This window comes from Maritimibacter harenae (genome assembly GCF_009882975.1).
Classification (GTDB): domain Bacteria; phylum Pseudomonadota; class Alphaproteobacteria; order Rhodobacterales; family Rhodobacteraceae; genus Maritimibacter; species Maritimibacter harenae.
Genome location: NZ_WTUX01000005.1, coordinates 86,163 through 107,076, shown reverse-complemented (window position 1 = coordinate 107,076; position 20,914 = coordinate 86,163). Strand labels below are relative to the sequence as shown.

Below are 20,914 nucleotides of genomic sequence, written 5' to 3'. Positions count from 1 at the left end.
TTCACAATTGAATACCTCAGTCGTCCGGCCGCGTCAGTTCGAACGCCTCGCGGATGACCGAATAATCGCGATACCCGAGCCGCGTGACCATGCCGAAGCGCGTGATGTCGAACTTGCCGTCCACCAGGCAATCGTCGCGGATATGCACGCCCACGACGCGACCGATGACCATGAAATTGTCTTCTCCCTCGAGCTGGATGAGCTGGCTCAACCGGCATTCCAGGGAGGCGGGCGCCAGCGCTACGCGCGAACAGGCGATCTCGTTGCAGGCGGCCTTGGTCACCTCGGAATGGGGGAACTCGTCCTCGCCCGCGGCAAGCGATGCCGACGAGGCGTTCATGTGGTGGATCGCCTCTTCCTCGACCACGTTCACGCAGAACACGCCCGTCTGGTCGATGTTGCCCAGCGAATCCTTGCCGCGCGCCCGGTCGCTCTTGCCCGAGGTCGAGGCGAACATGACCTGCGGCGGGGTATAGGCGACCGCGTTGAAGAACGAATAGGGCGCGAGGTTGTCGAATCCGCGCGATGAGCGGGTCGAGATCCAGCCGATCGGGCGCGGGGCGACGATGGCGTTGAACGGGTTGTGCGGCAGGCCGTGGCCGTCTTCGGGGCGATAGAACATGGGGCTCCTTGTCAGTTGCCTCTTGCTAGCCTGACCGGCCGGGGAATGGAATGGCTGACGCGGCGAACGGAGTACCGACCCACCGGGATTTGACCGGCTTGCCACGTACCCCGGCCGCGGGGCTTTCCCCCGGCCGCCCATATGAGCTAAGGCGGGTCAGAACGAAGCGAAGGAAATCGGCCCTGTTCACGCTGGCCCCAGAAACACCCGCCGACTGGTGGGAGGTCGAAGCGCTCTATGACCTGTGCTTCGCGCCGGGGCGCGAGGCGCTTTCGTCCTATCGCCTGCGGGACGATGTCCCCCCGGTCGAGGGGCTGTCGCTCACCGCGCGCGACCCGGAAGGAATCCTGGCCGGCGCGATCCGGTTCTGGCCCGTGCACGTGGGCGACGCGGATGCGCTGCTTCTGGGGCCTGTCGCCGTCCACCCGACACGCCAGGGCGAAGGATTGGGCGGTCTCCTGATCCGCCACAGCCTCGATGTCGCCCGCGACCGCGGCTGGGCGCGGGTGATGTTGGTGGGAGACGAACCCTATTACGGGCGCTTCGGTTTCCGGCGGCTGGACGGTGTCCGAATGCCGCCTCCCACGAACCCGGACCGGGTCCTCGGCATCGCGCTCGCGCCCGATGCCTGGAAGGGCGTGACGGGCCCGGTGACACGGTGGACCGACACGCCGGTGCCGGGCGTGGCGCCGCCGGCCTAGGTCTCGCGCCGGAAGAGGTAATCCATCACCGGTTCGCGCACGGATTGCAGGCCCGAGCGGCGGGCCGCGTCCATCACCTCGCGCAATTCGCCCAGGTCGGTGCGCCGGATCAGGTGCTTCACCGGCCCGACCGAGGCGGGACGCATCGACAGGCTCTGCATCCCGAGTGCCGCGAAACACACCGCCTCCACCGGGCGCCCGGCGTCCTCGCCGCAGAACGACAGCGGTGTCCGGGCCTCGGCACAGCGGTGCACGATCATGTCGATCAGGTTCAGAAATGACGTGTTCAGCGTGTCGTAGCGCCGCCGGACACGCTCGTTCTCCCGGTCGGCGGCGAAGAAGAACTGCTTGAGATCGTTGCCCCCGATCGAGATGAAATCCGCCTCCTCGAAGAACTGGCGTGGCGCGAAGGCAAGCGACGGGGTCTCGAGCATCGCCCCCACCTCGACCGTGGCCGGAAGCCGGTGGCCCATGCGCTTCTCGCGCTCGAGCTCGCGGTAGAAGATCGCCTTGGCCTCGGAGAATTCGTCGAACTGGGCGATGAAAGGGAACATCACCGACAGGTCGCGCCCGGCAGCGGCGCGGATCAGGGCCTGCACCTGCATGCGCATCACCCCGGGCTTGTCGAGCCCCACGCGGATCGCGCGCCAGCCCAGCGCCGGGTTCGGCTCTTCCGTGGGCTTCATGTAGGGCAGGACCTTGTCCGACCCGATGTCGAGCGTGCGAAACACCACGCGCTTGCCCCCTGCCGCGTCCAGCACCCGCGAATAGAGTGCCGCCAGTTCGCCGCGTTTCGGCACGTTGGCGCGCGTCAGGAACTGAAGCTCGGTGCGAAAGAGCCCCACGCCCTCCGCCCCCGAACCTTCGAGCGACGGGAGGTCGGCCATCAGGCCCGCGTTCATCATCAGTGACACGGTGGTACCGTCCACGCTGGTGGCCGACTTGTCGCGCAGGCCGACATAGCGCTTCTGCTGCTCCGCCTGCATCGCCATCTTGTCGCGGAACGCGCCGCGCACGCTGTCCTCGGGGCGCAGGTGCACGATCCCCTGGTCGCCGTCCACGATGATCGGGTCGCCGTTCAGCGCCTCGGTCGTGATGCGGCTGGCGTTGACCACCAGCGGGATCGCGAGCGCGCGCGCGACCACGGCCGCGTGGCTCGCCACCGAGCCGCCCTCGAGCACCACGCCCTTCAGGCTGCGCCCGTATTCGAGAAGCTCGCCGGGGCCGATGTTCTGGGCCACCAGGATCGGGTCGTCGGGCATCTCGGCGCCGGTGTCGTCGCCCTGGCCCGTGAGGATGCGCAACAGCCGGTTGGACAGGTCGTCGAGATCATGAAGCCGCTCGCGCAGGTAGGGGTCCGGCACCTGCGCCATGCGCGACCGCGCAGAGCTCTGCTCCTTTTCCACTGCCGCCTCGGCGGACAGGCCGCGGTAGATGTCCTCTTCCATGCGCCGCATCCAGCCCTTGGAATTGGCGAACATGCGATAGGCTTCGAGAACCTGGAGCTGGTCCTTGTCGGCCCCCTGGGTCGTGGCCAGAAGCTCGTCCACGGAAACCCGGAGCTCGTCCACCGCCGCGCGCAGGCGCCGGGCCTCCTGGTGGGGGTCGTCGGCGATCGGGTTGGTCACCACAACGCGCGGCTCGTGCAGCCACACGTGCCCCTCGGCGATCCCTTCCTGGCCCGAGCCGCCGCGGAACATCGCCGGGCGCTGGTGCAGGGCGGCCAGCGCGGCACCTTCGCCCACGAAGGCGCCGAGCTCGGTCATCTCGGCCAGCACCATCGCCACGACTTCCATGCCGTAGACCTCGTCCTCGGTGAATCCGCGCGCCTCCCTGGACTGCACGACCAGCACGCCCAGCGTTTCGCCCAGCCGCTGGATCGGCACGCCCAGGAAGGAGGAGTAGATCTCTTCCCCGGTCTCCGGCATGTAGCGGAACCCGCGTTCGGAGGGGGCGTCCGGCGTGTTGATGATGCGTGACGTGCGCGCGACGCGGCCGACCAGGCCTTCACCCATGCGCATCCTGGTCTGGTGGACGGCCTCGGCCTTCAGGCCCTCGGTCGCGCAGAGTTCCAGCGTGTCGGAATCGCGAAACAGGTAGATCGAGCACACCTCCACGCCCATCGATTCCGCGATGATGCGCGTGACGTGGTCGAGCCGCTCCTGCCCCTCGGTGTCGGTGGCAAGCGTGTCGCGCAGCCGACCCAGGAGCTTGCGCGACTCGGTCGGTTCCTCGTTTGTGCTGGTTTCCCTGTTCACCGGTGTCCCCTGAACCGTTCGCCAGAGTTTAACCATACCGGCCCGCGGTCCGGAAAGCGTTTTTCCGTGACCTTTCGAAGGTGAGACGAAATGCGCCCGTCGAGGTGCGTAGGGGCCAACCCCTTTTCACCGTTCCGAAAAATACTTCGGGGGGAGCGGATTTGCCTTGGCAAATCCGCGGCGGGGGGCTGGCCCCCCGCGGTGCCGCAGCCGGACCGCCGGTCCGGGGCGTGGCGGACGGAGCGCGGGCGCGCGCGCCCGCACCGCTGTCAGACTTTGTCGAGATCGAAGGCGTCGTGGAGCGCCTGCACGGCGAGCTCCATGTACTTGCGGTCGACGAGCACGGAGATCTTGATCTCCGAGGTGGTGATGACCTTGATGTTGATGCCCTCGTTGGCGAGCACCGAGAACATCTTGGAGGCGATGCCCGCGTGGCTGCGCATCCCGATCCCCACGACCGAGATCTTGGCCACGTCCTGGTCGGCCACGAGCTCGCGGAAATTGATCGAGCCCGCGTCCTTCGCCTGAGCCAGCGCCTTCTCGGCACGTGCGACCTGGCCCACGGGGCAGGAGAAGGTCATGTCCGTGCGCCCGTCCTCCGAGATGTTCTGCACGATCATGTCCACGTTCACGCCGGCATCGGCCAGCGGGGTGAAGATGGCCGAGGCGATCCCGGGGCGGTCGGCCACGGAGATCAGGGTCATCTTCGCTTCATCACGGCTGTAGGCCACGCCAGAGACGACATTCTGTTCCACGATTTCCTCCTCGTCGCAGACCAGGGTGCCTGCATTGGGGTCGTATTCCTCGAAAGACGATAGCACGCGCAATTTGACCTTGTAGCGCATGGCGAGCTCGACGGAGCGGGTCTGGAGCACCTTGGCGCCCAGGGAGGCGAGCTCGAGCATTTCCTCGAAGGCGATGCGATCGAGCTTGCGGGCCTTGTCCTCGATACGCGGATCGGTGGTGTAGACCCCGTCCACGTCGGTGTAGATGTCGCAGCGCTCCGCGCCGAAGGCGGCGGCGAAGGCGACGGCGGTGGTGTCCGAGCCGCCGCGGCCCAGCGTCGTGACGCGGCCCTCGGGGCTGATGCCCTGGAAGCCCGCGACGACGGCGACCTTGAAACCCTCGCCAAACTTGGCGTTGATCGCCTCGGTCCCGATCTCCTCGATCCGGGCAGCGGAATGGGCGGACGTGGTCTTCACCGGCACCTGCCAGCCCTGCCAGCTGCGCGCGGGGATCTCCATCTCCTGCAGGCGCAGCGCCATGAGGCCGGCGGTCACGACCTCGCCGCTGGCCACGACCGCGTCGTATTCGCGCGCGTCGTAGAGGGGTGACGTCTCTTCGACCCAGCCCACCAGCTCATTGGTCTTGCCGGCCATCGCCGAGACCACGACGATCACGTCATAGCCGTTCGCCACCTCCCGCGCGACGCGTTTGGAGGCGCGCGCGATGCGGTCCAGCGTGGCGACCGACGTGCCGCCGAATTTCATCACCAGAAGCGGCATTGGCGCCCGTCCCGTGGTCCCGTTCAAATCCTGCGCCTGATAGAGCGGCCCGGTAATTTACGCAAGGGGCGAGCGCGCCCGTCACTGCGCCGCGATACCGGGCCTGATCGCCGGGAAATGGCGGGCGAGCCACGGGAAATAGGGAAAGATGCCCGCGATCTGCTTGTCGGTCAGCCTCTCGTCGGAGGCCAGCGCGCGGCTGTCGTTCAGCCCGTGGACCGCGCGCAGGTAATAGGGCCTCATGTGCGTGACCATGTAGGACGGGTGGCGTTCGCCGATCCGCTTGTGGCTGGTCATGTACGGGTTGCGCCGGGTGGAGCCGGGACCGACGAGCGCGAGGCCGAGGTTGGTGTAGGGCACGTAGCGCGGTGACAGCCAGCCGATCTGCCCGTCCTCGATCCCCAGGGTGAAGCCGCGCGGGAAGGACAGGAACGTGTAGGGTTTCGGGTTCATCGGATCCTGAAGCGCAACGCGTCCGTAGAACCGCACCGCCGCCACGAAATCCGCCGCCACCGCGTCGTCGTCGTCCAGCACCACCTGGGCGACCGTGTCATCCGCGTGAAGCTGTTGCACCATGTCACGCAGGATCTGGCCGGCCGATCCTTCCGGACGGTAGAGGATGCGGCACCGCGCCTCCCCCAGCACGTCGAAGCAGAGTTCGCGCAGGCGCGAGCGGAACGGTTCGGGCAGGAGGGTCGAGGTCAGGACCATGTGGGTGAAGCGGCTGTCGGTCTGCCCGGCAAGGCTCTCAAGCGTCACGCCTTCGAAATACCGCATCCGGGAGGCAAGGCGTTCGGGGTCGAACAGAAGGTCGGGGTTGCCGGCATGGGCCGATTTCCAGCCGGACTGGCCGAAAAAGGAAAACCGCGTCTGAAAAACCACCTGCATGCGCGAAAGCCTAGCAGCTTCCGGGGGCTTTGCCAGATGTTCAGTTGGCCTTGCGCGTCGGCAGGAAGGGCAGGGGAGCGACCGGGATGCCGTCCTCGAGCAGCGAAAACGCCTCTTTCGGATTGGCTTCGCCGTAGATGCCGCGATGCGGGGTCTCGCCTTCGTGCATCTTGCGCGCCTCGGCGACGAAGGACGATCCGACGTAGTCGAACTCGGATTCCACCTTGGCCTTGAGCTCCGCGATCTTGCGGTCACGCTCGCCCTCGGGCGTTGCGGCGGCGGCGCGGGCCGCCTCCGACGTGGTCACGCGCGGGGCCATCAGGGATTTTTCGACCTCGGTGGAGCCGCACTCCGGGCAGCTCACGTGCCCGCCTGCCGCCAGCGTGTCGAAGGCGGCGGCGTTCTGGAACCAGCTTTCGAACCCATGTCCCTGGGCGCATTTCAACGTGTAACGGATCATCTTCCTGAACCTGTCACGAAAGGTCAGTGATTATGTAAACCTTCGCGGGCGGTGCGCAAGGCCGCGGCTCACAGCTTGGACGGGTCGAAGTTGCGGATGATCGCGGCCAGCTCCGGCGCGTCGACCATCTTGGCGGCCTTCTTGCGCCCGACCCATTTGCGCCGCCGCTGGCCCTTTTCGGGCCAGTGGGGCAGCTCCTGTGTCACCTCCGAGGGGAAGACCGCGACGACCACGGACATCTTCCGCCCGCCCTGCACCTTGAGATAGGTGAAGAACCCGATCACGCTGTCGGTCGTGCGCGTGCGCACGCCCGCTTCCTCGTAGGCTTCGTTCGCGGCGGCTTCGGCCGGCGTGGCGCGGTGCAGGGGCCAGCCCTTGGGGATGATCCACCGTCCGCGCCCGCGTGAGGTGACGAGCAGGATCTTCACCTTGCCGTCCACCACCCGGTAGCACAGCGCGCCGAATTGCGAACGCACGTCGCGTTTGCCGACGTTTCTCAGGTGGAATGGCAGTTGGTGCGTTGTCATTGCCGACATCCTGCCCGGAACTCCCTCGTTTCGAGGATGTTACAACGGCAAGGTGAAACGGCAATGACGAATCCCGGCCTCAGTCGCGGGTTCCCGCGAATTTCTCCTGCCAGGCGTCGCGCTCTTCATCCTGGATCTTCGCGAAGAGCACTTCGGGCACCGTGAAGGCGTGACCCGCGGGAAGGACGGAGAGCGCCGCCTCCACGTCGTCGGGCCAGGACGTGTCGTCGGTCTGGAGCCCCTCGAGCATCTTGGCCGCGGCGTCCGGCACGAAGGGCGCCGACAGCACGGCATAGACACGAATCAGGTTCAGCATCAGGCGGATGATCGCCGCGGCGCGGTCCGGGTCTTCCTTGTAGACCGACCATGGTGCGGCCGTCTGAAGGTACTCGTTGCCCACCGCCCAGATCGCGCGCAGTTCCTGCGCCGACTTGCGCACCTCCATCGCCTCCATCTGCTTCTCATAAGAGCGGATGCGGCGTTCCAGGTCGGCGATGAGCGCCGTCTCGGCCTCGCCCAGCGTGCCGCCCTCCGGAACGGACTCGCCGAACTTGGAGCGGCAGAACTTGGTGACGCGGCTGACGAAGTTGCCCAGAACGTCCGCGAGGTCCTTGTTGATCGAGGACTGGAAGTTTTCCCAGGTGAATTCGGCGTCCGAGTTTTCCGGCGCATGGGACAGAAGCCACCAGCGCCAGTAGTCGGCGGGCAGGATGTCGAGCGCCTGATCCATGAACACGCCGCGCCCCTGCGAGGTCGAGAATTGGCCGCCATCGTAGTTCAGGTAGTTGAACGACTTGATGTAATCGACCAGCTTCCACGGCTCGCGCGATCCCATCAGCGTTGCAGGGAAGGACAGGGTGTGGAAGGGCACATTATCCTTGCCCATGAATTGCACATAGCGAACATCGTCGGCGCCTTTGTCGGTGCGCCACCAGCGTTCCCATTCACTTTCCGAACGTCCCGTGGCTTCGGCCCATTCCGCCGTCGCGCCGATGTATTCGATGGGGGCGTCGAACCAGACGTAGAAGACCTTGCCTTCCATCCCCGGCCAGTCGGCGTCGCCGCGCTTGACCGGCACGCCCCAGTCGAGGTCGCGGGTGATGCCGCGATCGCGCAGTCCGTCACCATCATGCAGCCATTTCTTTGCGATGGAGGTCGTGAGCACGGGCCAGCCGGCCTGACTGTCGATCCACTGATCGAGCTCGTCCTTCAGCGCGGATTGCTTGAGGAACAGGTGCTTGGTCTCGCGCACCTCCAGATCGGTCGAGCCGGAGATCGCCGAGCGCGGGTCGATCAGGTCCACCGGGTCGAGCTGCTTGGTGCAGTTCTCGCACTGGTCGCCGCGCGCCTTTTCGTAGCCGCAGTTCGGGCAGGTGCCTTCGATGTAGCGGTCGGGCAGGAAGCGGCCGTCGGCCTTGGAATAGACCTGCTCCTCGCTCACTTCCTCGATGTAGCCGTTGTCGTAGAGCTTGCCCGCGAAGTGCTGCGTCAGCTTGCGGTTCTGGGGCGAGGACGAGCGGCCGTAATGGTCGAAGGACAGGCGAAAGCCCTCTGCGAGGTCGGACTGAACGCCATGCATGCGGGCACAGTAATCGGCCACGTCTTCGCCGGTCTTGGCCGCCGCGAGCTCGGCGGGCGTGCCATGTTCGTCGGTGGCGCAGATGAACATCACCTCGTGACCGCGCGCCCGGCAGTAGCGGGCATAGAGGTCGGCAGGCAGCTGAGAGCCCACCAGGTTGCCCAGGTGCTTGATCCCGTTGATGTACGGCAGGGCCGAAGTGATGAGGATGCGCGACATGATGTGTCCTTCGTGTGGTCCGGGCCGGGTGTAACGCAAGCCGTGGCCACGTGCCAGAGGTCAGGTGACGAGCACGAGCGCCACGATGGAGGCCAGGAGGAGCGCCATCCCGGCAAGCTCCCGGCGGGTCGAGCGGTCGTTGAAGATGAACCACGACACGAGCAGGGAAAACACCAGCTCGATCTGTCCCAGTGCGCGCACGTAGGCCGCGTTCTGAAGCGCGAAGGCGGTGAACCAGCCCAGCGATCCCAGCATGCCTGTCAGCCCCACCAGCCCGGTGACTCGCCAATGCGCGACGACGCGCGTCATCTCGCCCGGCGCCGCCATGCGCAGGTAGAGCGCCATCGCGGCGGTCTGGAACGTGGTGACGGCGGCGAGCGTGAGGACCGCGCGCAGGAATGCATCGTCAAGCGCCAGCTCCAGCGTCGCGCCGCGATAGCCGATGGCCGCGAGCCCGAAGAGCGCGCCTGCAAGAAGGCCCAGCCCCGTCGCCCGGTTGAAGAGCGCCAGCCGCCCGCCGCCGGTGCGCCAGGACAGGAGCACGACGCCCGCCGCCCCGACGAGGATCGCGGCGAAGCCGGCGGAGGAAATCCGCTCGCCCAGCAGCACGAACGAGAAAAGAGCGACCAGCAAGGGCTCGGTCTTGGTGAAGGCGATGCCGACGGCGAAGTTGCGCTCGGAGAAAAGCTGCACGGTCGCCATCGTGGCCACGATCTGGCCCAGTCCGCCGATGATCGCGAAGACCCAGAACCGCGGAGTGAGGGGCGGCAGGGCGGCGTCCGTCACCCAGAGCGCCACGGCGGACACGACGAGCGCCAGCGGGGCAGCGTAGAGAAAGCGCGAAAAGGTGGCCCCGGCGGCCGACAGACCTGCGCCCTTGAGCGTCTTTTGCAGCGCGAAGCGCGCGGTCTGTACCGCGGCCGCGGCCAGCGCGACGAGAACCCACGGCTCGATCACGGGGTGACGCCGTTCCAGGCCAGGATCTCGCGCGCCGCGCGCAGCCGGTCGGGGGCGATGGCAGGCGTGCGGTTCAGCACCACCGCGTAGCCGCCGCCCGGGCGTGCCAGCACGAGCGTGCGGTCATCCGCGTCCGCCCAGAGCACCCGCAGGTCGCCGGGCGGTCCCGACACCGAAAGCCGTCCGTTCCCGTCGTCACGGATACGGGCTGTCCCGGCGGGAGAGCTCAGCGCAAGCGTGCCCCCTTCGGCGGGCGTGATGCGCCAGAGCCCGGGGCGGGCCGTGCCGAAAGCGTCGACCACGTGCCACGAGCCCACGAGCCGCCCCGCCTCGAACCCCGCGATGGAAGTCATGCGCGGCGTGCTTGTGTCGGTGCAGGCGGCAAGCGCCAGGAGGAAGACGGCGATGAAGACCCTCATGGGGCCGTTCTAGGCCGGGGTTTACTGCGGGACCAGCCGCAATTCGCCCGTGTCGTAGCCGTTGCGGGCGAAGACCGACAGGGCGGTGTCGAGCTGCGACTGCCGGATCTGCGGTGTGCGCGACAGGATCCAGCCGAATTTGCCCGAGGGTTCGCCCACCACCGCGAGCGAATAATCGGGCGCAACGTAGAGCACCCAGTAATCCCCGGCGGCGAGCCCGCCCAGCCAAGGTACGAAATCGACCTTGAGCTTGCCCGGTCCGACCGGCACCGCTTCGCCCTTGCGGGAGGTGGCGGGGCCGTCCACGCTGCCCTTCCGGCAGGTGTTGAGCACGCTGATCTTGTCGCCGTCGCGCGCGTATTGCGCGGTCACGCCGACGCAGCCGCGCTCGAAGTTGTTGGGATAGCGGGCGATTTCGTACCAGGTGCCCAGGTAGCGCCCGAGGTCCACGTTCACCGTGGTGAGCGGGACGCTTTCGTCGCGGTATTCGGCGGCGGCGGGCAGGGCCAGCGCGGTGGCGACCACGGCGCTGGCAAGCAGTTTGCGAAGGGACATCTCAATCTCCGTGATGGTCGAGATGTCTACGCGGGCGGAGGCGCGGCGGATGAGTTCAGTAGGGCATCGGGTGCGCCTTGTGCGCCTTGGCGATGTCTTCCAGCACCTCGTCCGAGAGGGTCACGTCGGCCGCGCCGAGGGCGCGCTGCAACTGCGCTTCGCTGGTGGCGCCGAAGATGACCGAGCCCATGAAGGGGCGCGATTTGCAGAAGGCGAGCGCCATGTGCACCGGGTCGAGGCCGTGTTTCTCGGCGATGGCGAGGTAGGCGTCGATGGCCGGCCAGACCCGGTCGGTCGTGCGCCCGCCAAGGTTCGCGACATGGCTCATGCGTGAGCCTTCCGGCACGGTCTTGCCGCCCTCGTACTTGCCGGTCAGAAGCCCGGCGGCCAGCGGGGAATAGGCGAGACAGCGCACGCCCTCGTTCATGCACAGCTCCGCCAGGTCGAGATCGAAGAGCCGGCACAGGAGCGAGTATTCGTTCTGGATCGACACGACTTCGGGCCCGCCCATCTCGCGCGCGATCTGGAGCCACTTGGCCGTGCCCCAGGCGGTCTCGTTGGACAGGGCGAAGTGGCGGACCTTTCCGGCATCGACGAACTCGGTCATCGTCTCCATCACGTCGCGCATGTGGTCGTCGGTGTCGACCGGGTCCTGGCCGGAAGGATCGTATGTCCAGTTCTGCCGGAAGTGGTACGACCCGCGCTGCGGCCAGTGAAGCTGGTAGATGTCGATGTAGTCGGTCTTGAGGCGCTCGAGGCTCGCCTCGAGCGTGTCGCGGATGATCTCGCCGTCGTAGCCTTCCTTGCGCACGGTGGGCGAGGGGCCGGTGACCTTGGTGGCCAGCACGACATCGCCGCGTCGCCCGGTCTTCTCGAACCAGGACCCGATGATGCGTTCGGTGTTGCCGACCCGTTCCGAGGTGAGCGGGTTGGTCGGATACATCTCGGCGGTGTCGACGAAATTGATCCCGTGATCGAGCGCCATGTCGATCTGCGCGTGCCCCTCGGCCTCGGTGTTCTGGGTGCCCCAGGTCATCGAGCCCAGGCACAATTCGCTGACCTCCAGCGCGCCGCCGGCGAGCGTGTTCATCTTCATCTGGGTGTCTCCTGTCCGGTTTGCGCGCACTCTGTCGCGGCCGGTCAGGAATGTGAAGCCCCCGGCACCCGCCGGCGCCGGGGGTGATGATCAGGGCCGCACGTAGGCGTAACCTTCGCCCTGCAATTCCATCAGTCGCACGACGCCGGAGGGCACGACGCGCGCCTCGGACAGGAGCGCGACCTCGCCCCCGGTCTTCTTCTCCATGTTGCGAAGCGTGTTGCCGCAGGCCGAGAAGGTGATGTCGTCGGATTCGAGCGCCATCGTTTCGATCCGGTCGGTGACCGGGCTCTTGCCGTCCACGTACATGGTCATGCCGGGGCCGTAGGCGACGATCTCGATCACCACCTCGTCGCCCTGCTCGGCATAGTAGCTGCGCACGTTCTGGGCGTTGTTCAGCGCCATGTTCATCACCTGCGCGTCCGCCTGGTCGACATGGATGGCGAGGTAGTGGGTCTCGCCCTCGGCGAGCGCCGAGGTGGCCGTGGCCAGCGCGAGGGCGCCGGCGAGTGCTAGATGTTTCATGGTATCCTCCCGTTTCGTAATATCATTATCGTATCAATGAATTCGTGAATTCGTAGTGTAAATCTGAAAAAAGAGGGATTGAGAACATAAGGAGAACATTTATCATGTTCGCATGCATCACACAGCGCTTCTCGATCGCCGTCCCCATCGCGCCCGACCGGGCCAGCCGTTCCTCGGCCGGCTGACCCTGGCCGAGGCGCGGGTCCACGAGCTTTGCGGCCCGGCCCGCCACACGCTGGCCGGGATCATCGCCGGGGGCATGACCGGCCCCGTGCTCTGGGTGCGGCCGGGCTGGGAGGGGGCGCAGCTTCACGGGCCGGGGCTCGCGCGGCTGATGGACCCGGGCCGGGTGGTCTTCGTGGAGGCCCCGCGGCCGCTCGACCTGCTGTGGACGCTGGAAGAGGCGCTGCGTTCGGGCGCGGTGCCGCTGGTGGTGGGCGACATGCCGGGCCCGCCGGCCCTGACGCCGATGCGCCGGCTTCAGCTGGCCTGCGAGGCGGGCGCGGGGCAGGGGGTGCGCCCCCTGGGGCTGGTTCTGACACCGGAGGGCGCGAGTCCCGGGGCCGAGAGCCGCTGGCACATGGCCCCGGCCCACGGGGCCGAGGAGGGATGGCACCTCACGCGGGAGCGCGAGCGGCAGGCCCCGCCGCGCAGCTGGCATGTCGGCCTCAAGGACGAGACCTTCGCGCTGGGCGCCGGCCCCGAGGCCGCGCGCCCGCATTGAGCGCGGGCAGGCCCGCGCGCAGGTCTTGCGCCGCCCTGCCTCCGGCAGGTCGACGCGGTGGGGGGAGGCCAGCCTCCCCCGTCCCGCCGCGGGCGCGACACCCCCTCCGAGGTATTTTAGAAACGAAGAAGGGCATGAAAAAAGGCCCGGTCGCGCGGACCGGGCCTTTCGTTCGTATCATCGGGGCCGATCAGGCGGCCTTCGCCTCGGGGCCGAAGCGGCCGTAGAAGGTCTGGCCCTTCTCGGCCATCTCGCGCAGGAGCGTGGGCGTGGCAAAGCGTTCGCCATGCGTGGCGCTGAGGTCGTCGCAGATCTCGACCGCCTTCGCCGCCCCGATCATGTCGAGCCAGCTGAACGGACCGCCGGACCACGGGGCGAAGCCCCAGCCCAGGATCGCGCCCACGTCGCCTTCGCGGATGTCCATGAGCACGCCGTCCTCGAGCGCGCGGACCGCTTCGAGCACCTGGGCCATCATCAGGCGATGCTGGACCTCGGTGAGCTCGGGCTGGGCGGCGGAAGCCGGGAAGTGTTCGCCCACCTTGGCCGAGAAGCCCTGGCGTTTGCCCTTCTCGTCGTAGTCGTAGAAGCCCGCGTTGGATTTGCGGCCCAGCCGGCCCTCGTCGTACATCCAGAACAGGATCTCGTCGACGGTGTCGTCATAGGCCTCGCCCATCGCCGCCTTGGTCGCCTTGGCGATCTTCACGCCCAAGTCGATCGAGGTCTCGTCCACCAGCTGAAGCGGCCCCACCGGGAAGCCCAGGATGCGCGCGGCGTTGTCGATGAGCGGCATCTCGACGCCTTCCTTCACCATGCGCACCCCTTCGTTGATGTAGGGGATGATGCAGCGGTTGGCGTAGAAGAAGCGCGCGTCGTTCACCACGATCGGGGTCTTGCGGATCTGGCGCACATAGTCGAGCGCCTTGGCCACGGCCCGGTCGCCGGTCTTCTTGCCCTTGATGATCTCGACGAGGGCCATCTTCTCGACCGGCGAGAAGAAGTGGATGCCGATGAACTGGTCGGGGCGGCCCGACGCCTTGGCGAGCTCGGTGATCGGGAGCGTCGAGGTGTTGGTCGCGAAGATGCAGCTGTCGGGGATGACGGCTTCCACGTTCTTCGTGACCTCGGCCTTGATGCCCGGATCCTCGAACACGGCCTCGATGATCAGGTCGGCGTCCGAGAGCGCGTTGTAGTCGGTGGTCGCGGTGATGCGGCCAAGGACTTCGTCCTTCTTCTCGGGCGTGGTCTTCTTCTTCTTGATGCCCGCGTCCAGGTAGCTTTCGGTATAGGCCTTGCCCTTGTCGGCGGCCTCCTGCTGCTGGTCGATGAGCACCACCTCGATGCCCGCCTGGGCCGACACCAGCGCGATGCCCGCGCCCATCATGCCGGCGCCGAGCACGCCCACCTTCTTCACGCGCTGATCCTCGACGCCCTCGGGGCGTACCGCCCCTTTCTCGAGCGCTTCCTTGGACAGGAACAGCGAGCGGATCATGGCGCCCGAGGTCGGGTCCATGATGACCTTGGTGAACCAGCGCGCCTCGATCTTGAGGGCCGTGTCGAAGGGGACCATCAACCCCTCGTAGACCGCCGAGAGCATAGCCTTGGGCGCGGGGTAGGCGCCCCAGGTGTTGCCCATGATCATGGCGTTCGCGCCCACGAAGGTCTGGAAGCCCGCCGGGTGGTACGGGGCGCCACCGGGCACCTTGAAGCCTTTCTCGTCCCAGGGTTTCACGATGTCCTTGTCGGTGGCCTGGAGCACCCAGGCCTTGGCGGCGGCGACCGGGTCATCGACCACCTCGTCGATGAGGCCCGCCTTCTGCGCCTGCTCCGGCGAGGACATCTTGGCCTGGAGCAGGAACGGCGAGGCCGCCATCACGCCCAGTTTGCGCGCAAGGCGCGTGGTGCCGCCCATGCCGGGGAAGATGCCGACCTGGATCTCGGGCAGGCCGATCTTGGCCTTGGGGTTGTTCGCCGCGAAGATGCGGTGGCAGGCGAGGGGCAGTTCCAGCCCGATGCCGAGCGCCGTGCCGGGCAGCGCCGCCGCGACCGGCTTGCCGCCCTTGTTGGTCTTCGGGTCCATGCCGGCGCGCTCGAGCTTGCGCAGCATCTGGTGGCCCTTCATGGTGCCCTCGAACACGCCCTCGGCGCCCTGCTGCTTGAACTGGGCCAGGATGTTCAGGTCCATGCCGCCGGCGAAGGTGTCCTTGCCGGAGGTGATGACGATGCCCTTGACGCTGTCGTCGCCCAGCGCCTCGTCGGCGAGCGCGGTCAGCTCCTCGATGCCCTGCTGGGTGAGCACGTTCATCGAGCGGCCGGGCAGGTCCCAGGTGATCGTCGCGACGCCGTCGGCGTCTTTTTCCATCGTGAATTCAGCCATTTGCCTTGTCTCCCTTACACGCGCTCGATGATGGTCGCGGCACCCATGCCGGAGGCGACGCAGAGCGTGGCGAGGCCGGTTTCCTTGTCCTGGCGCTCCATTTCATCGAGCAGCGTGCCGATGATGATCGCGCCCGATGCGCCCAGCGGGTGGCCCATCGCGATGGCGCCGCCGTTCACGTTGAGCTTGGAGTGATCCACGTCGAAGGCCTGCATGAAGCGCAGCACGACGGACGAGAACGCCTCGTTCACTTCGAAGAGGTCGATGTCGGAGATCGACATGCCCGACGTCTCCAGGATGCGCTCGGTCGCGGGGACGGGCCCGGTGAGCATGATCGTGGGATCGGTGCCGATCTTGGCCGTGGCGCGGATGCGCGCGCGCGGCTTCAGCCCGTATTTCTCGCCGAATTCCTTGGAGCCGACGAGGACGGCCGCGGCCCCGTCCACGATGCCCGACGAGTTGCCGGCGTGGTGGACGTGGTTGATGCGCTCGAGATGCGGGTACTTGATGCGCGCGACCTTGTCGAAGCCGGGCATGTTCTCGCCCAGGTCCTTGAAGCTGGCCTTGAGGCTGCCCAGTGCCTGCATGTCGGTGCCGGGGCGGATGTATTCGTCGTGGTCGAGGATCGGCAGGCCGTTCACGTCGCGGATGGTGACGATCGACTTGGCGAAGCGCTTGTCTTCCCAGGCCTGCGCGGCGCGCTTCTGGCTTTCCACGGCGAAGGCGTCCACGTCGTCACGCGAGAAGCCGTATTGCGTGGCGATGATGTCGGCCGAGATGCCCTGGGGCACGAAGTAGCTGTCCATCGCGACGGTGGGGTCGACCGCCACGGCGGCCCCGTCCGAACCCATCTGCACGCGGCTCATGCATTCCACGCCGCCCGCGATGTAGGCCTCGCCGGCGCCGCCCTTCACCTGGTTGGCGGCCAGGTTCACGGCTTCCATGCCGGAGGCGCAGAAGCGGTTGATCGACAGGCCCGGGATGCGCTCGTCGAGGTCGGAGGCGAGCACGGTGGTCCGCGCCAGGCAGCCGCCCTGTTCGAAGGCCTGCGTGGCATTGCCCCAGATCACGTCTTCGACGGCGTGGCCGTCCAGGTTCGAGCGGTCCTTGATCGCGTTCAGCATCTGCTTGCCGAGCGCGACCGAGGTCACCTCGTGCAGGCTGCCATCGGGGCGGCCCTTGCCGCGCGGGCTGCGCACGGCGTCATAGATATAGGCGTCGGACATGGTCTTCCTTTCCTGTCGTCAGTCGTCAGGCCCGGTCGGCAGGCGAGCCGGGCATCAGGTCGTAGGGGTGTTTCCACCCCGGGGTCTCGGAAATGCGGTCGAGCCAGGCCGAGATCGCGGGATAGGCGTCGCGCTCGAAGCCGAAGGGCTCGGGGTAGTAGAGGTAGGAGCAGCAGGACAGGTCGGCCATCGTGAGCCGGCCGGCGGCCAGCCAGTCGCGCTTGGACAATTCGCTTTCGAGAACGGCCAGAGCGGACTTGCAGCGGCCCTGCATGAAGGCGATGACGTCCGGGTTGCGGTGCTTTTCAGGCAGGAAGTTCATCAGGAACCGGGTCACGCCGAACTGGCTCGATCCCTTGTGGTTGTCCCAGAACTGCCAGCGCATGATCTCGCGCCGTTCGTTCGGGTCGTCGGACCAGAACTTGCCGGTCTTCTCGACGATCCAGTCCTGGATCGCGCCCGACTGGCTCAGCGTCAGGTCGCCGTCGACCAGCACCGGGGCCTCGGCCATCGGATTGATTTCCTTGTAGGCGTCCGAGCGGGCCTCGCCCGAGAAGAAGTCGACCCAGACGGGTTCCCAGTCGATACCCGCAAGCTCCATCGGAAGCGCTGCCTTGTATGAGTTCCCGCTTTCGCCGAAGCAATAGAGCTTGACGGTCATGTGTATCCTCCCCGTGGATGATGAGCCCGCGGTCGCGGGCCGGTCTTGTGCGGGGGCCGTTGGGCGGCCCCTCGCTCTTGTCTCGTGTCGCGCCTCAGCGCGGCAGGCGGACGCGCTCGAAGCCCGGGAAGACCGCTTTCACGATCTCGTATTGCTGGGGCTGTTCGATGCGCAGGAAATACCAGCTGCCGCCTTCTTCGATGGCGAGCGTCTGGGCGTCCTTGGACACCGTGTTGCCCTCGCCGGTGACGGTCGAGGCCGTCGGGATGAAGGCATAGGCGATGCCGTTCGACGTCTCGCCCGTCTTCATGCGCGAGGTGTCCATCGTGAACTTGTCCACCGTGGTGTCGGCCAGGAAGACCGACATCTGTTCGGCCATCGTCCCGATGACCTCGTCCGGCGATGCGCCGAGCTGGTCGGCCATGTAGGCGCGCAGCGTCGGGGGCAGGGCGGATGCGAGCCCCTCGAAATCCTTGGCGATGAAATCGCGACCATAGTCACGGGCCGCCTCGGACACGGCCTGCCGGTCGGCATCGTCGAAGGCGAAGGCGCCCATCGGCAGGGTGGCGGCGAGTGCGGCGGCGGCAAGCAAGCGGATCATCTGGTGTCCTCCTCAGCGTTTGCGATCATCGAGCTCGGCGTTGAACAGCCGAAGGCGGTGGGTCAGCGCGTCGGTGTCCGTCACGCTGTCGAAATGTTCGAAGAGGAAGGAAAGCGCCTCGCCCTCGTCGAGCCCCGCCTCGCGGGCGAAACTCTTCAGCTTCCGGTACCCGTCCTCGGTCATGGCGACCGGGAAACGGCGGGTCAGTCGGAAACGTTTGGGCATGTGGCACTCTCCTCCTTCAGTCGATCAGAACGCCTCGGCCGCCAGCTCCATCACCGGCTCGGCCCCGCTCTCGATGCGCGCGAGGTGCATCTTGGTCGCGGGGAGTTGCCGTTTCATGTAGTAACGGCCGGTCGCGAGCTTCGTTTCATAGAACGCCGCGTCATCGGTCCCGGCGTCAAGCGCCGCGTAGGCGGCCTTCGCCATATGGGCCCACATGAAGCCCAGCGCAACGTGACCGAACATGGTCATGAAGTCGTAGGAGCCCGCGAGCGCGTGGTTGGGGTTCTTCATGCCGTTCTGCATGAAGAACATCGCAGCCGACTGCAGGTCCTTGGAGGCGTCCTTGAGCGGGTCGAGGAAGTCCGACTTGAGCGGCCCGTTGTCCTCGTTCTCCTTGATGAAGCTCTTGACCATGTCGAAGAAGCCCATGACGTGCTTGCCGTTGTCCTGGGCCAGCTTGCGGCCGACGAGGTCGAGCGCCTGGATGCCGTTCGCGCCTTCGTAGATCATGGCGATGCGGCTGTCGCGGACGAACTGGGACATGCCCCATTCCTCGACGTAGCCGTGGCCGCCGAAGACCTGCTGGGCCTGCACGGCCGACTCGAGCCCCTTGTCGGTGAGGAAGCCTTTCACCACCGGGATCAGGAGCGAGACGAGCCCTTCGGCCTCTTCGTCGCCCTGGCGCTGCGAGCGGTCGATCAGTTCGGCCGACCACAGGACGAGCGCGCGGGCGCCTTCGATGAAGCTCTTCTGGTCGAGCAGCGCGCGGCGGATGTCCGGGTGCACGATGATCGGGTCGGCGGGCTTGTCGGGCGCCTCGACGCCGGTCACGGCACGGCCCTGGAGCCGGTCACGCGCGTAGTCCAGCGCGTTCTGGTAGGCGGCCGTCGCCTGGCCGAGGCCCTGCACGCCGACGCCCAGGCGGGCTTCGTTCATCATGGTGAACATGGCGCGCATGCCCTTGTGTTCCTGGCCCAGCAGGTAGCCGGTCGCGCCGTCGTAGTTCATCACGCAGGTGGCGTTGCCGTGGATGCCCATCTTCTCTTCGAGCGCACCGACGGAAACGGCGTTGCGTTCGCCCAGCGAGCCGTCCTCGTTCACGAGGAACTTCGGCACGATGAAGAGCGAGATGCCCTTCACGCCGTCCGGGCCGCCCGGGATCTTGGCCAGCACCAGGTGGATGACGTTCTCCGACATGTCGTGATCGCCGGCGGAGATGAAGATCTTCTGGCCGGTGATCTTGTAGGTGCCGTCATCCTGCGGCTCGGCCTTGGTGCGCATCAGGCCTAGGTCGGTGCCCGAGTGCGGCTCGGTCAGGTTCATGGTGCCGGTCCACTGGCAGGACACCATGTTGGGCAGGTAGGTCTGCTTCTGCTCGTCCGACCCGTGGGCATGGATCGCCGAGTAGGCGCCATGCGTCAGGCCCTGGTACATGTTGAAGGCCATGTTGGAGGCGGTGAGGAATTCACCGACCGCCGAGCCGATCACGTGGGGCAGGCCCTGGCCGCCATATTCCGGGTCGCAGTCGAGCCCGGTCCAGCCGCCGTCGCGGACCTGGTCGAAGGCTTCCTTGAAACCGGTGGGCGTGCGCACGACGCCGTTCTCGAGCTTGCAGCCCTCGACGTCACCGACGCGGTTCAGGGGGGCCAGCACCTCGGACGAGATCTTGGCGGCTTCCTCGAGGATGGCCGAGGTGAAGCTCGGATCCAGGTCTTCGTAGCCGGGGACATCCTTGGTTTCGACCTTCAGCACGTCGTGCAGAAGGAAGGCCATGTCGCGGGTGTCGGGGGTGTAACTGGGCATGTTCTCTCCGTTGGTAGTCTGTTCAGACAGCCGGTTGTGTGTGGGCGCGCGCCGTCACTCGGCGGCTTCGTCCTGCGCCATCGAGGTCAGCATCTTGTGACCCCATTCAAGCTGTTCGGACAGGTCGCTGATCGCCTCGTCGAGCTCTGCGCGCTGGGCGCGCAACTCGTCGAGGTGATGCTCGGCCAGTTCGATCGTGCGTGTGAATTGCGTCACCTGCTGATCGCCCACGTGGTAGAGGTCGAGCAGCTGGCGGATTTCCTCGAGAGGGAACCCGAACCGCTTGCCGCGCAGGATCAGCTTGAGCCGGGCGCGGTCGCGTCGGGTGAACAACCGTTTCTGGCCGTCGCGAACCGGTTGGAGCAGTTCCTTCTGCTCGTAAAACCGCAGCGTTCGCGCCGTGACGCCGAAATGGTCGCACATCTCGCGAATGGTCATGAAATCTTCGGTCATGCCAATCTCCGTGTCGTTTCCGTGCCCGAGAAGTAGGGCGGATCGACATGGAATTCAGCACAAGATTACGTTTACGTCAACGTAACGCTGCGTCACGGCATGGTGAGGGCGCCGGCGCGCCTATTCGATGCTCTGGGCGACCTGCTCGCGCATTGCGGCCAGCTCTTCGCGCGCCTCCTTGAGCTCCTCGATCTGCTTTTCGAGCACGCCCAGCTGCCGGTCGGCCATCTCGACCCAGACGCGGTTCTGCGCATCGGTGCCCTGTTCGTCGTAGATCAGAAGGAACTGGCGGCATTCCTCGAGCGAGAACCCCCAGCGCCGGCCGCGCATGATCAGGGTCATCCGGGCCACCTCGCGCGGGGTGTACCAGCGCGTGCGGCCTTCCTTCTCCGGCTCGAGCAGCTCGATATACTCGTAGTACCGCAGGGTGCGGGGGGTGACGTCGAATTTCTCGCACATCTCCTTGAATGACAGGAGCTCAGGTTTCGCACCCGTGGTGTCTTTCATGGTCATGGCCGTCGCTGTTGGATTGTCCT

The 20,914-nt window shown here is 66.7% G+C and carries 22 protein-coding genes; 2 read left to right on the top strand and 20 right to left on the bottom strand.

The genetic code is table 11. The annotated features are described in order from the left end of the window. Nucleotides 1-16: 16 nt before the first annotated feature. Nucleotides 17-622: a flavin reductase family protein gene (locus GQE99_RS02215; RefSeq protein ID WP_202530548.1), complete on the bottom strand. Its 606-nt coding sequence runs from the start codon at nucleotides 620-622 to the stop codon at nucleotides 17-19. Between the two features lie 182 nt (nucleotides 623-804). Here GQE99_RS02215 and GQE99_RS02210 point away from each other — a divergent pair, with 182 nt between their 5' ends. Then, nucleotides 805-1,323, top strand: a complete 519-nt coding sequence (locus GQE99_RS02210) for a GNAT family N-acetyltransferase (RefSeq protein WP_161349991.1) — start codon at nucleotides 805-807, stop codon at nucleotides 1,321-1,323. On the opposite strand, the gene ptsP is transcribed toward GQE99_RS02210, so the two are convergent. From ptsP to GQE99_RS02155, 11 genes are all read right to left on the bottom strand, one after another. Next, on the bottom strand, nucleotides 1,320-3,617 hold the full coding sequence (gene ptsP, locus GQE99_RS02205) for a phosphoenolpyruvate--protein phosphotransferase (RefSeq protein ID WP_235917081.1): 2,298 nt from the start codon (nucleotides 3,615-3,617) through the stop codon (nucleotides 1,320-1,322). The two genes, GQE99_RS02210 and ptsP, sit on opposite strands and share 4 nt — an antisense overlap. Before the next feature lie 233 nt (nucleotides 3,618-3,850). Next, nucleotides 3,851-5,086, bottom strand: a complete 1,236-nt coding sequence (locus GQE99_RS02200; RefSeq protein WP_161349944.1) for an aspartate kinase — start codon at nucleotides 5,084-5,086, stop codon at nucleotides 3,851-3,853. 81 nt (nucleotides 5,087-5,167) lie between these two features. After that, nucleotides 5,168-5,974 carry a glycosyltransferase gene (locus tag GQE99_RS02195; RefSeq protein ID WP_161349943.1) on the bottom strand — a complete coding sequence of 269 codons (807 nt, stop codon included), beginning with the start codon at nucleotides 5,972-5,974 and terminating at the stop codon, nucleotides 5,168-5,170. A 40-nt stretch (nucleotides 5,975-6,014) separates the two neighbouring features. Continuing rightward, nucleotides 6,015-6,434: a DUF1178 family protein gene (locus tag GQE99_RS02190; RefSeq protein ID WP_161349942.1), complete on the bottom strand. Its 420-nt coding sequence runs from the start codon at nucleotides 6,432-6,434 to the stop codon at nucleotides 6,015-6,017. A gap of 68 nt (nucleotides 6,435-6,502) precedes the next feature. Beyond that, entirely contained in the window at nucleotides 6,503-6,961 is a 459-nt protein-coding gene (locus GQE99_RS02185; RefSeq protein ID WP_328794028.1) for an NUDIX hydrolase, read from the bottom strand. A 79-nt stretch (nucleotides 6,962-7,040) separates the two neighbouring features. After that, nucleotides 7,041-8,759, bottom strand: a complete 1,719-nt coding sequence (gene metG / locus GQE99_RS02180; protein WP_161349940.1) for a methionine--tRNA ligase — start codon at nucleotides 8,757-8,759, stop codon at nucleotides 7,041-7,043. A gap of 60 nt (nucleotides 8,760-8,819) precedes the next feature. Continuing rightward, on the bottom strand, nucleotides 8,820-9,713 hold the full coding sequence (locus GQE99_RS02175; protein ID WP_161349990.1) for a DMT family transporter: 894 nt from the start codon (nucleotides 9,711-9,713) through the stop codon (nucleotides 8,820-8,822). Beyond that, on the bottom strand, nucleotides 9,713-10,135 hold the full coding sequence (locus GQE99_RS02170) for a lipocalin/fatty acid-binding family protein (RefSeq protein ID WP_161349939.1): 423 nt from the start codon (nucleotides 10,133-10,135) through the stop codon (nucleotides 9,713-9,715). Before GQE99_RS02170 ends, GQE99_RS02175 begins: the two co-directional genes overlap by 1 nt. Before the next feature lie 21 nt (nucleotides 10,136-10,156). Continuing rightward, nucleotides 10,157-10,690, bottom strand: a complete 534-nt coding sequence (locus tag GQE99_RS02165; protein WP_161349938.1) for a lipocalin family protein — start codon at nucleotides 10,688-10,690, stop codon at nucleotides 10,157-10,159. Between the two features lie 55 nt (nucleotides 10,691-10,745). Then, nucleotides 10,746-11,786, bottom strand: coding sequence for an aldo/keto reductase (locus tag GQE99_RS02160; RefSeq protein ID WP_161349937.1), 1,041 nt, complete (start codon nucleotides 11,784-11,786; stop codon nucleotides 10,746-10,748). A gap of 90 nt (nucleotides 11,787-11,876) precedes the next feature. Continuing rightward, complete coding sequence (locus GQE99_RS02155) at nucleotides 11,877-12,311, bottom strand: DsrE family protein (RefSeq protein WP_161349936.1); 435 nt, start codon at nucleotides 12,309-12,311, stop codon at nucleotides 11,877-11,879. Between the two features lie 112 nt (nucleotides 12,312-12,423). Here GQE99_RS02155 and GQE99_RS02150 point away from each other — a divergent pair, with 112 nt between their 5' ends. After that, nucleotides 12,424-13,035: an ImuA family protein gene (locus tag GQE99_RS02150; RefSeq protein ID WP_161349935.1), complete on the top strand. Its 612-nt coding sequence runs from the start codon at nucleotides 12,424-12,426 to the stop codon at nucleotides 13,033-13,035. 190 nt (nucleotides 13,036-13,225) lie between these two features. Here the strand turns inward: GQE99_RS02150 and GQE99_RS02145 are convergent, their stop codons facing one another. The 8 genes from GQE99_RS02145 to GQE99_RS02110 form a co-directional block, all read right to left on the bottom strand. Next, the gene (locus GQE99_RS02145; protein ID WP_161349934.1) at nucleotides 13,226-15,409 is read right to left on the bottom strand and encodes a 3-hydroxyacyl-CoA dehydrogenase NAD-binding domain-containing protein; all 2,184 of its coding nucleotides are present in this window, start codon (nucleotides 15,407-15,409) and stop codon (nucleotides 13,226-13,228) included. A 14-nt stretch (nucleotides 15,410-15,423) separates the two neighbouring features. Continuing rightward, complete coding sequence (locus GQE99_RS02140; protein ID WP_161349933.1) at nucleotides 15,424-16,635, bottom strand: acetyl-CoA C-acetyltransferase; 1,212 nt, start codon at nucleotides 16,633-16,635, stop codon at nucleotides 15,424-15,426. 25 nt (nucleotides 16,636-16,660) lie between these two features. Next, on the bottom strand, nucleotides 16,661-17,296 hold the full coding sequence (locus GQE99_RS02135) for a glutathione S-transferase family protein (RefSeq protein ID WP_161349932.1): 636 nt from the start codon (nucleotides 17,294-17,296) through the stop codon (nucleotides 16,661-16,663). Nucleotides 17,297-17,390: 94 nt separating this feature from the next. Continuing rightward, a complete protein-coding gene (locus GQE99_RS02130; RefSeq protein ID WP_161349931.1) occupies nucleotides 17,391-17,897 on the bottom strand; it encodes a hypothetical protein in 507 nt (168 codons plus the stop codon). Between the two features lie 12 nt (nucleotides 17,898-17,909). Further along, nucleotides 17,910-18,122, bottom strand: a complete 213-nt coding sequence (locus tag GQE99_RS02125; protein ID WP_161349930.1) for a hypothetical protein — start codon at nucleotides 18,120-18,122, stop codon at nucleotides 17,910-17,912. Between the two features lie 24 nt (nucleotides 18,123-18,146). Beyond that, complete coding sequence (locus GQE99_RS02120; RefSeq protein WP_161349929.1) at nucleotides 18,147-19,925, bottom strand: acyl-CoA dehydrogenase C-terminal domain-containing protein; 1,779 nt, start codon at nucleotides 19,923-19,925, stop codon at nucleotides 18,147-18,149. 54 nt (nucleotides 19,926-19,979) lie between these two features. Next, nucleotides 19,980-20,378 carry a MerR family transcriptional regulator gene (locus tag GQE99_RS02115; RefSeq protein WP_161349928.1) on the bottom strand — a complete coding sequence of 133 codons (399 nt, stop codon included), beginning with the start codon at nucleotides 20,376-20,378 and terminating at the stop codon, nucleotides 19,980-19,982. 120 nt (nucleotides 20,379-20,498) lie between these two features. Further along, a complete protein-coding gene (locus tag GQE99_RS02110) occupies nucleotides 20,499-20,891 on the bottom strand; it encodes a MerR family transcriptional regulator (RefSeq protein WP_161349927.1) in 393 nt (130 codons plus the stop codon). Between the last annotated feature and the right edge of the window lie 23 nt (nucleotides 20,892-20,914).

Excerpts from the sequence above, each read along its gene's own strand:
- GQE99_RS02215 (WP_202530548.1), bottom strand. The coding sequence starts at position 622 with ATGTTCTATCGCCCCGAAGACGGCCACGGCCTGCCGCACAACCCGTTC.
- ptsP (WP_235917081.1), bottom strand. The coding sequence starts at position 3,617 with ATGGTTAAACTCTGGCGAACGGTTCAGGGGACACCGGTGAACAGGGAA.
- GQE99_RS02200 (WP_161349944.1), bottom strand. The coding sequence starts at position 5,086 with ATGCCGCTTCTGGTGATGAAATTCGGCGGCACGTCGGTCGCCACGCTG.
- GQE99_RS02195 (WP_161349943.1), bottom strand. The coding sequence starts at position 5,974 with ATGCAGGTGGTTTTTCAGACGCGGTTTTCCTTTTTCGGCCAGTCCGGC.
- GQE99_RS02190 (WP_161349942.1), bottom strand. The coding sequence starts at position 6,434 with ATGATCCGTTACACGTTGAAATGCGCCCAGGGACATGGGTTCGAAAGC.
- GQE99_RS02185 (WP_328794028.1), bottom strand. The coding sequence starts at position 6,961 with ATGACAACGCACCAACTGCCATTCCACCTGAGAAACGTCGGCAAACGC.
- metG (WP_161349940.1), bottom strand. The coding sequence starts at position 8,759 with ATGTCGCGCATCCTCATCACTTCGGCCCTGCCGTACATCAACGGGATC.
- GQE99_RS02170 (WP_161349939.1), bottom strand. The coding sequence starts at position 10,135 with ATGAGGGTCTTCATCGCCGTCTTCCTCCTGGCGCTTGCCGCCTGCACC.
- GQE99_RS02165 (WP_161349938.1), bottom strand. The coding sequence starts at position 10,690 with ATGTCCCTTCGCAAACTGCTTGCCAGCGCCGTGGTCGCCACCGCGCTG.
- GQE99_RS02160 (WP_161349937.1), bottom strand. The coding sequence starts at position 11,786 with ATGAAGATGAACACGCTCGCCGGCGGCGCGCTGGAGGTCAGCGAATTG.
- GQE99_RS02155 (WP_161349936.1), bottom strand. The coding sequence starts at position 12,311 with ATGAAACATCTAGCACTCGCCGGCGCCCTCGCGCTGGCCACGGCCACC.
- GQE99_RS02150 (WP_161349935.1), top strand. The coding sequence starts at position 12,424 with ATGCATCACACAGCGCTTCTCGATCGCCGTCCCCATCGCGCCCGACCG.
- GQE99_RS02145 (WP_161349934.1), bottom strand. The coding sequence starts at position 15,409 with ATGGCTGAATTCACGATGGAAAAAGACGCCGACGGCGTCGCGACGATC.
- GQE99_RS02140 (WP_161349933.1), bottom strand. The coding sequence starts at position 16,635 with ATGTCCGACGCCTATATCTATGACGCCGTGCGCAGCCCGCGCGGCAAG.
- GQE99_RS02135 (WP_161349932.1), bottom strand. The coding sequence starts at position 17,296 with ATGACCGTCAAGCTCTATTGCTTCGGCGAAAGCGGGAACTCATACAAG.
- GQE99_RS02130 (WP_161349931.1), bottom strand. The coding sequence starts at position 17,897 with ATGATCCGCTTGCTTGCCGCCGCCGCACTCGCCGCCACCCTGCCGATG.
- GQE99_RS02125 (WP_161349930.1), bottom strand. The coding sequence starts at position 18,122 with ATGCCCAAACGTTTCCGACTGACCCGCCGTTTCCCGGTCGCCATGACC.
- GQE99_RS02120 (WP_161349929.1), bottom strand. The coding sequence starts at position 19,925 with ATGCCCAGTTACACCCCCGACACCCGCGACATGGCCTTCCTTCTGCAC.
- GQE99_RS02115 (WP_161349928.1), bottom strand. The coding sequence starts at position 20,378 with ATGACCGAAGATTTCATGACCATTCGCGAGATGTGCGACCATTTCGGC.
- GQE99_RS02110 (WP_161349927.1), bottom strand. The coding sequence starts at position 20,891 with ATGACCATGAAAGACACCACGGGTGCGAAACCTGAGCTCCTGTCATTC.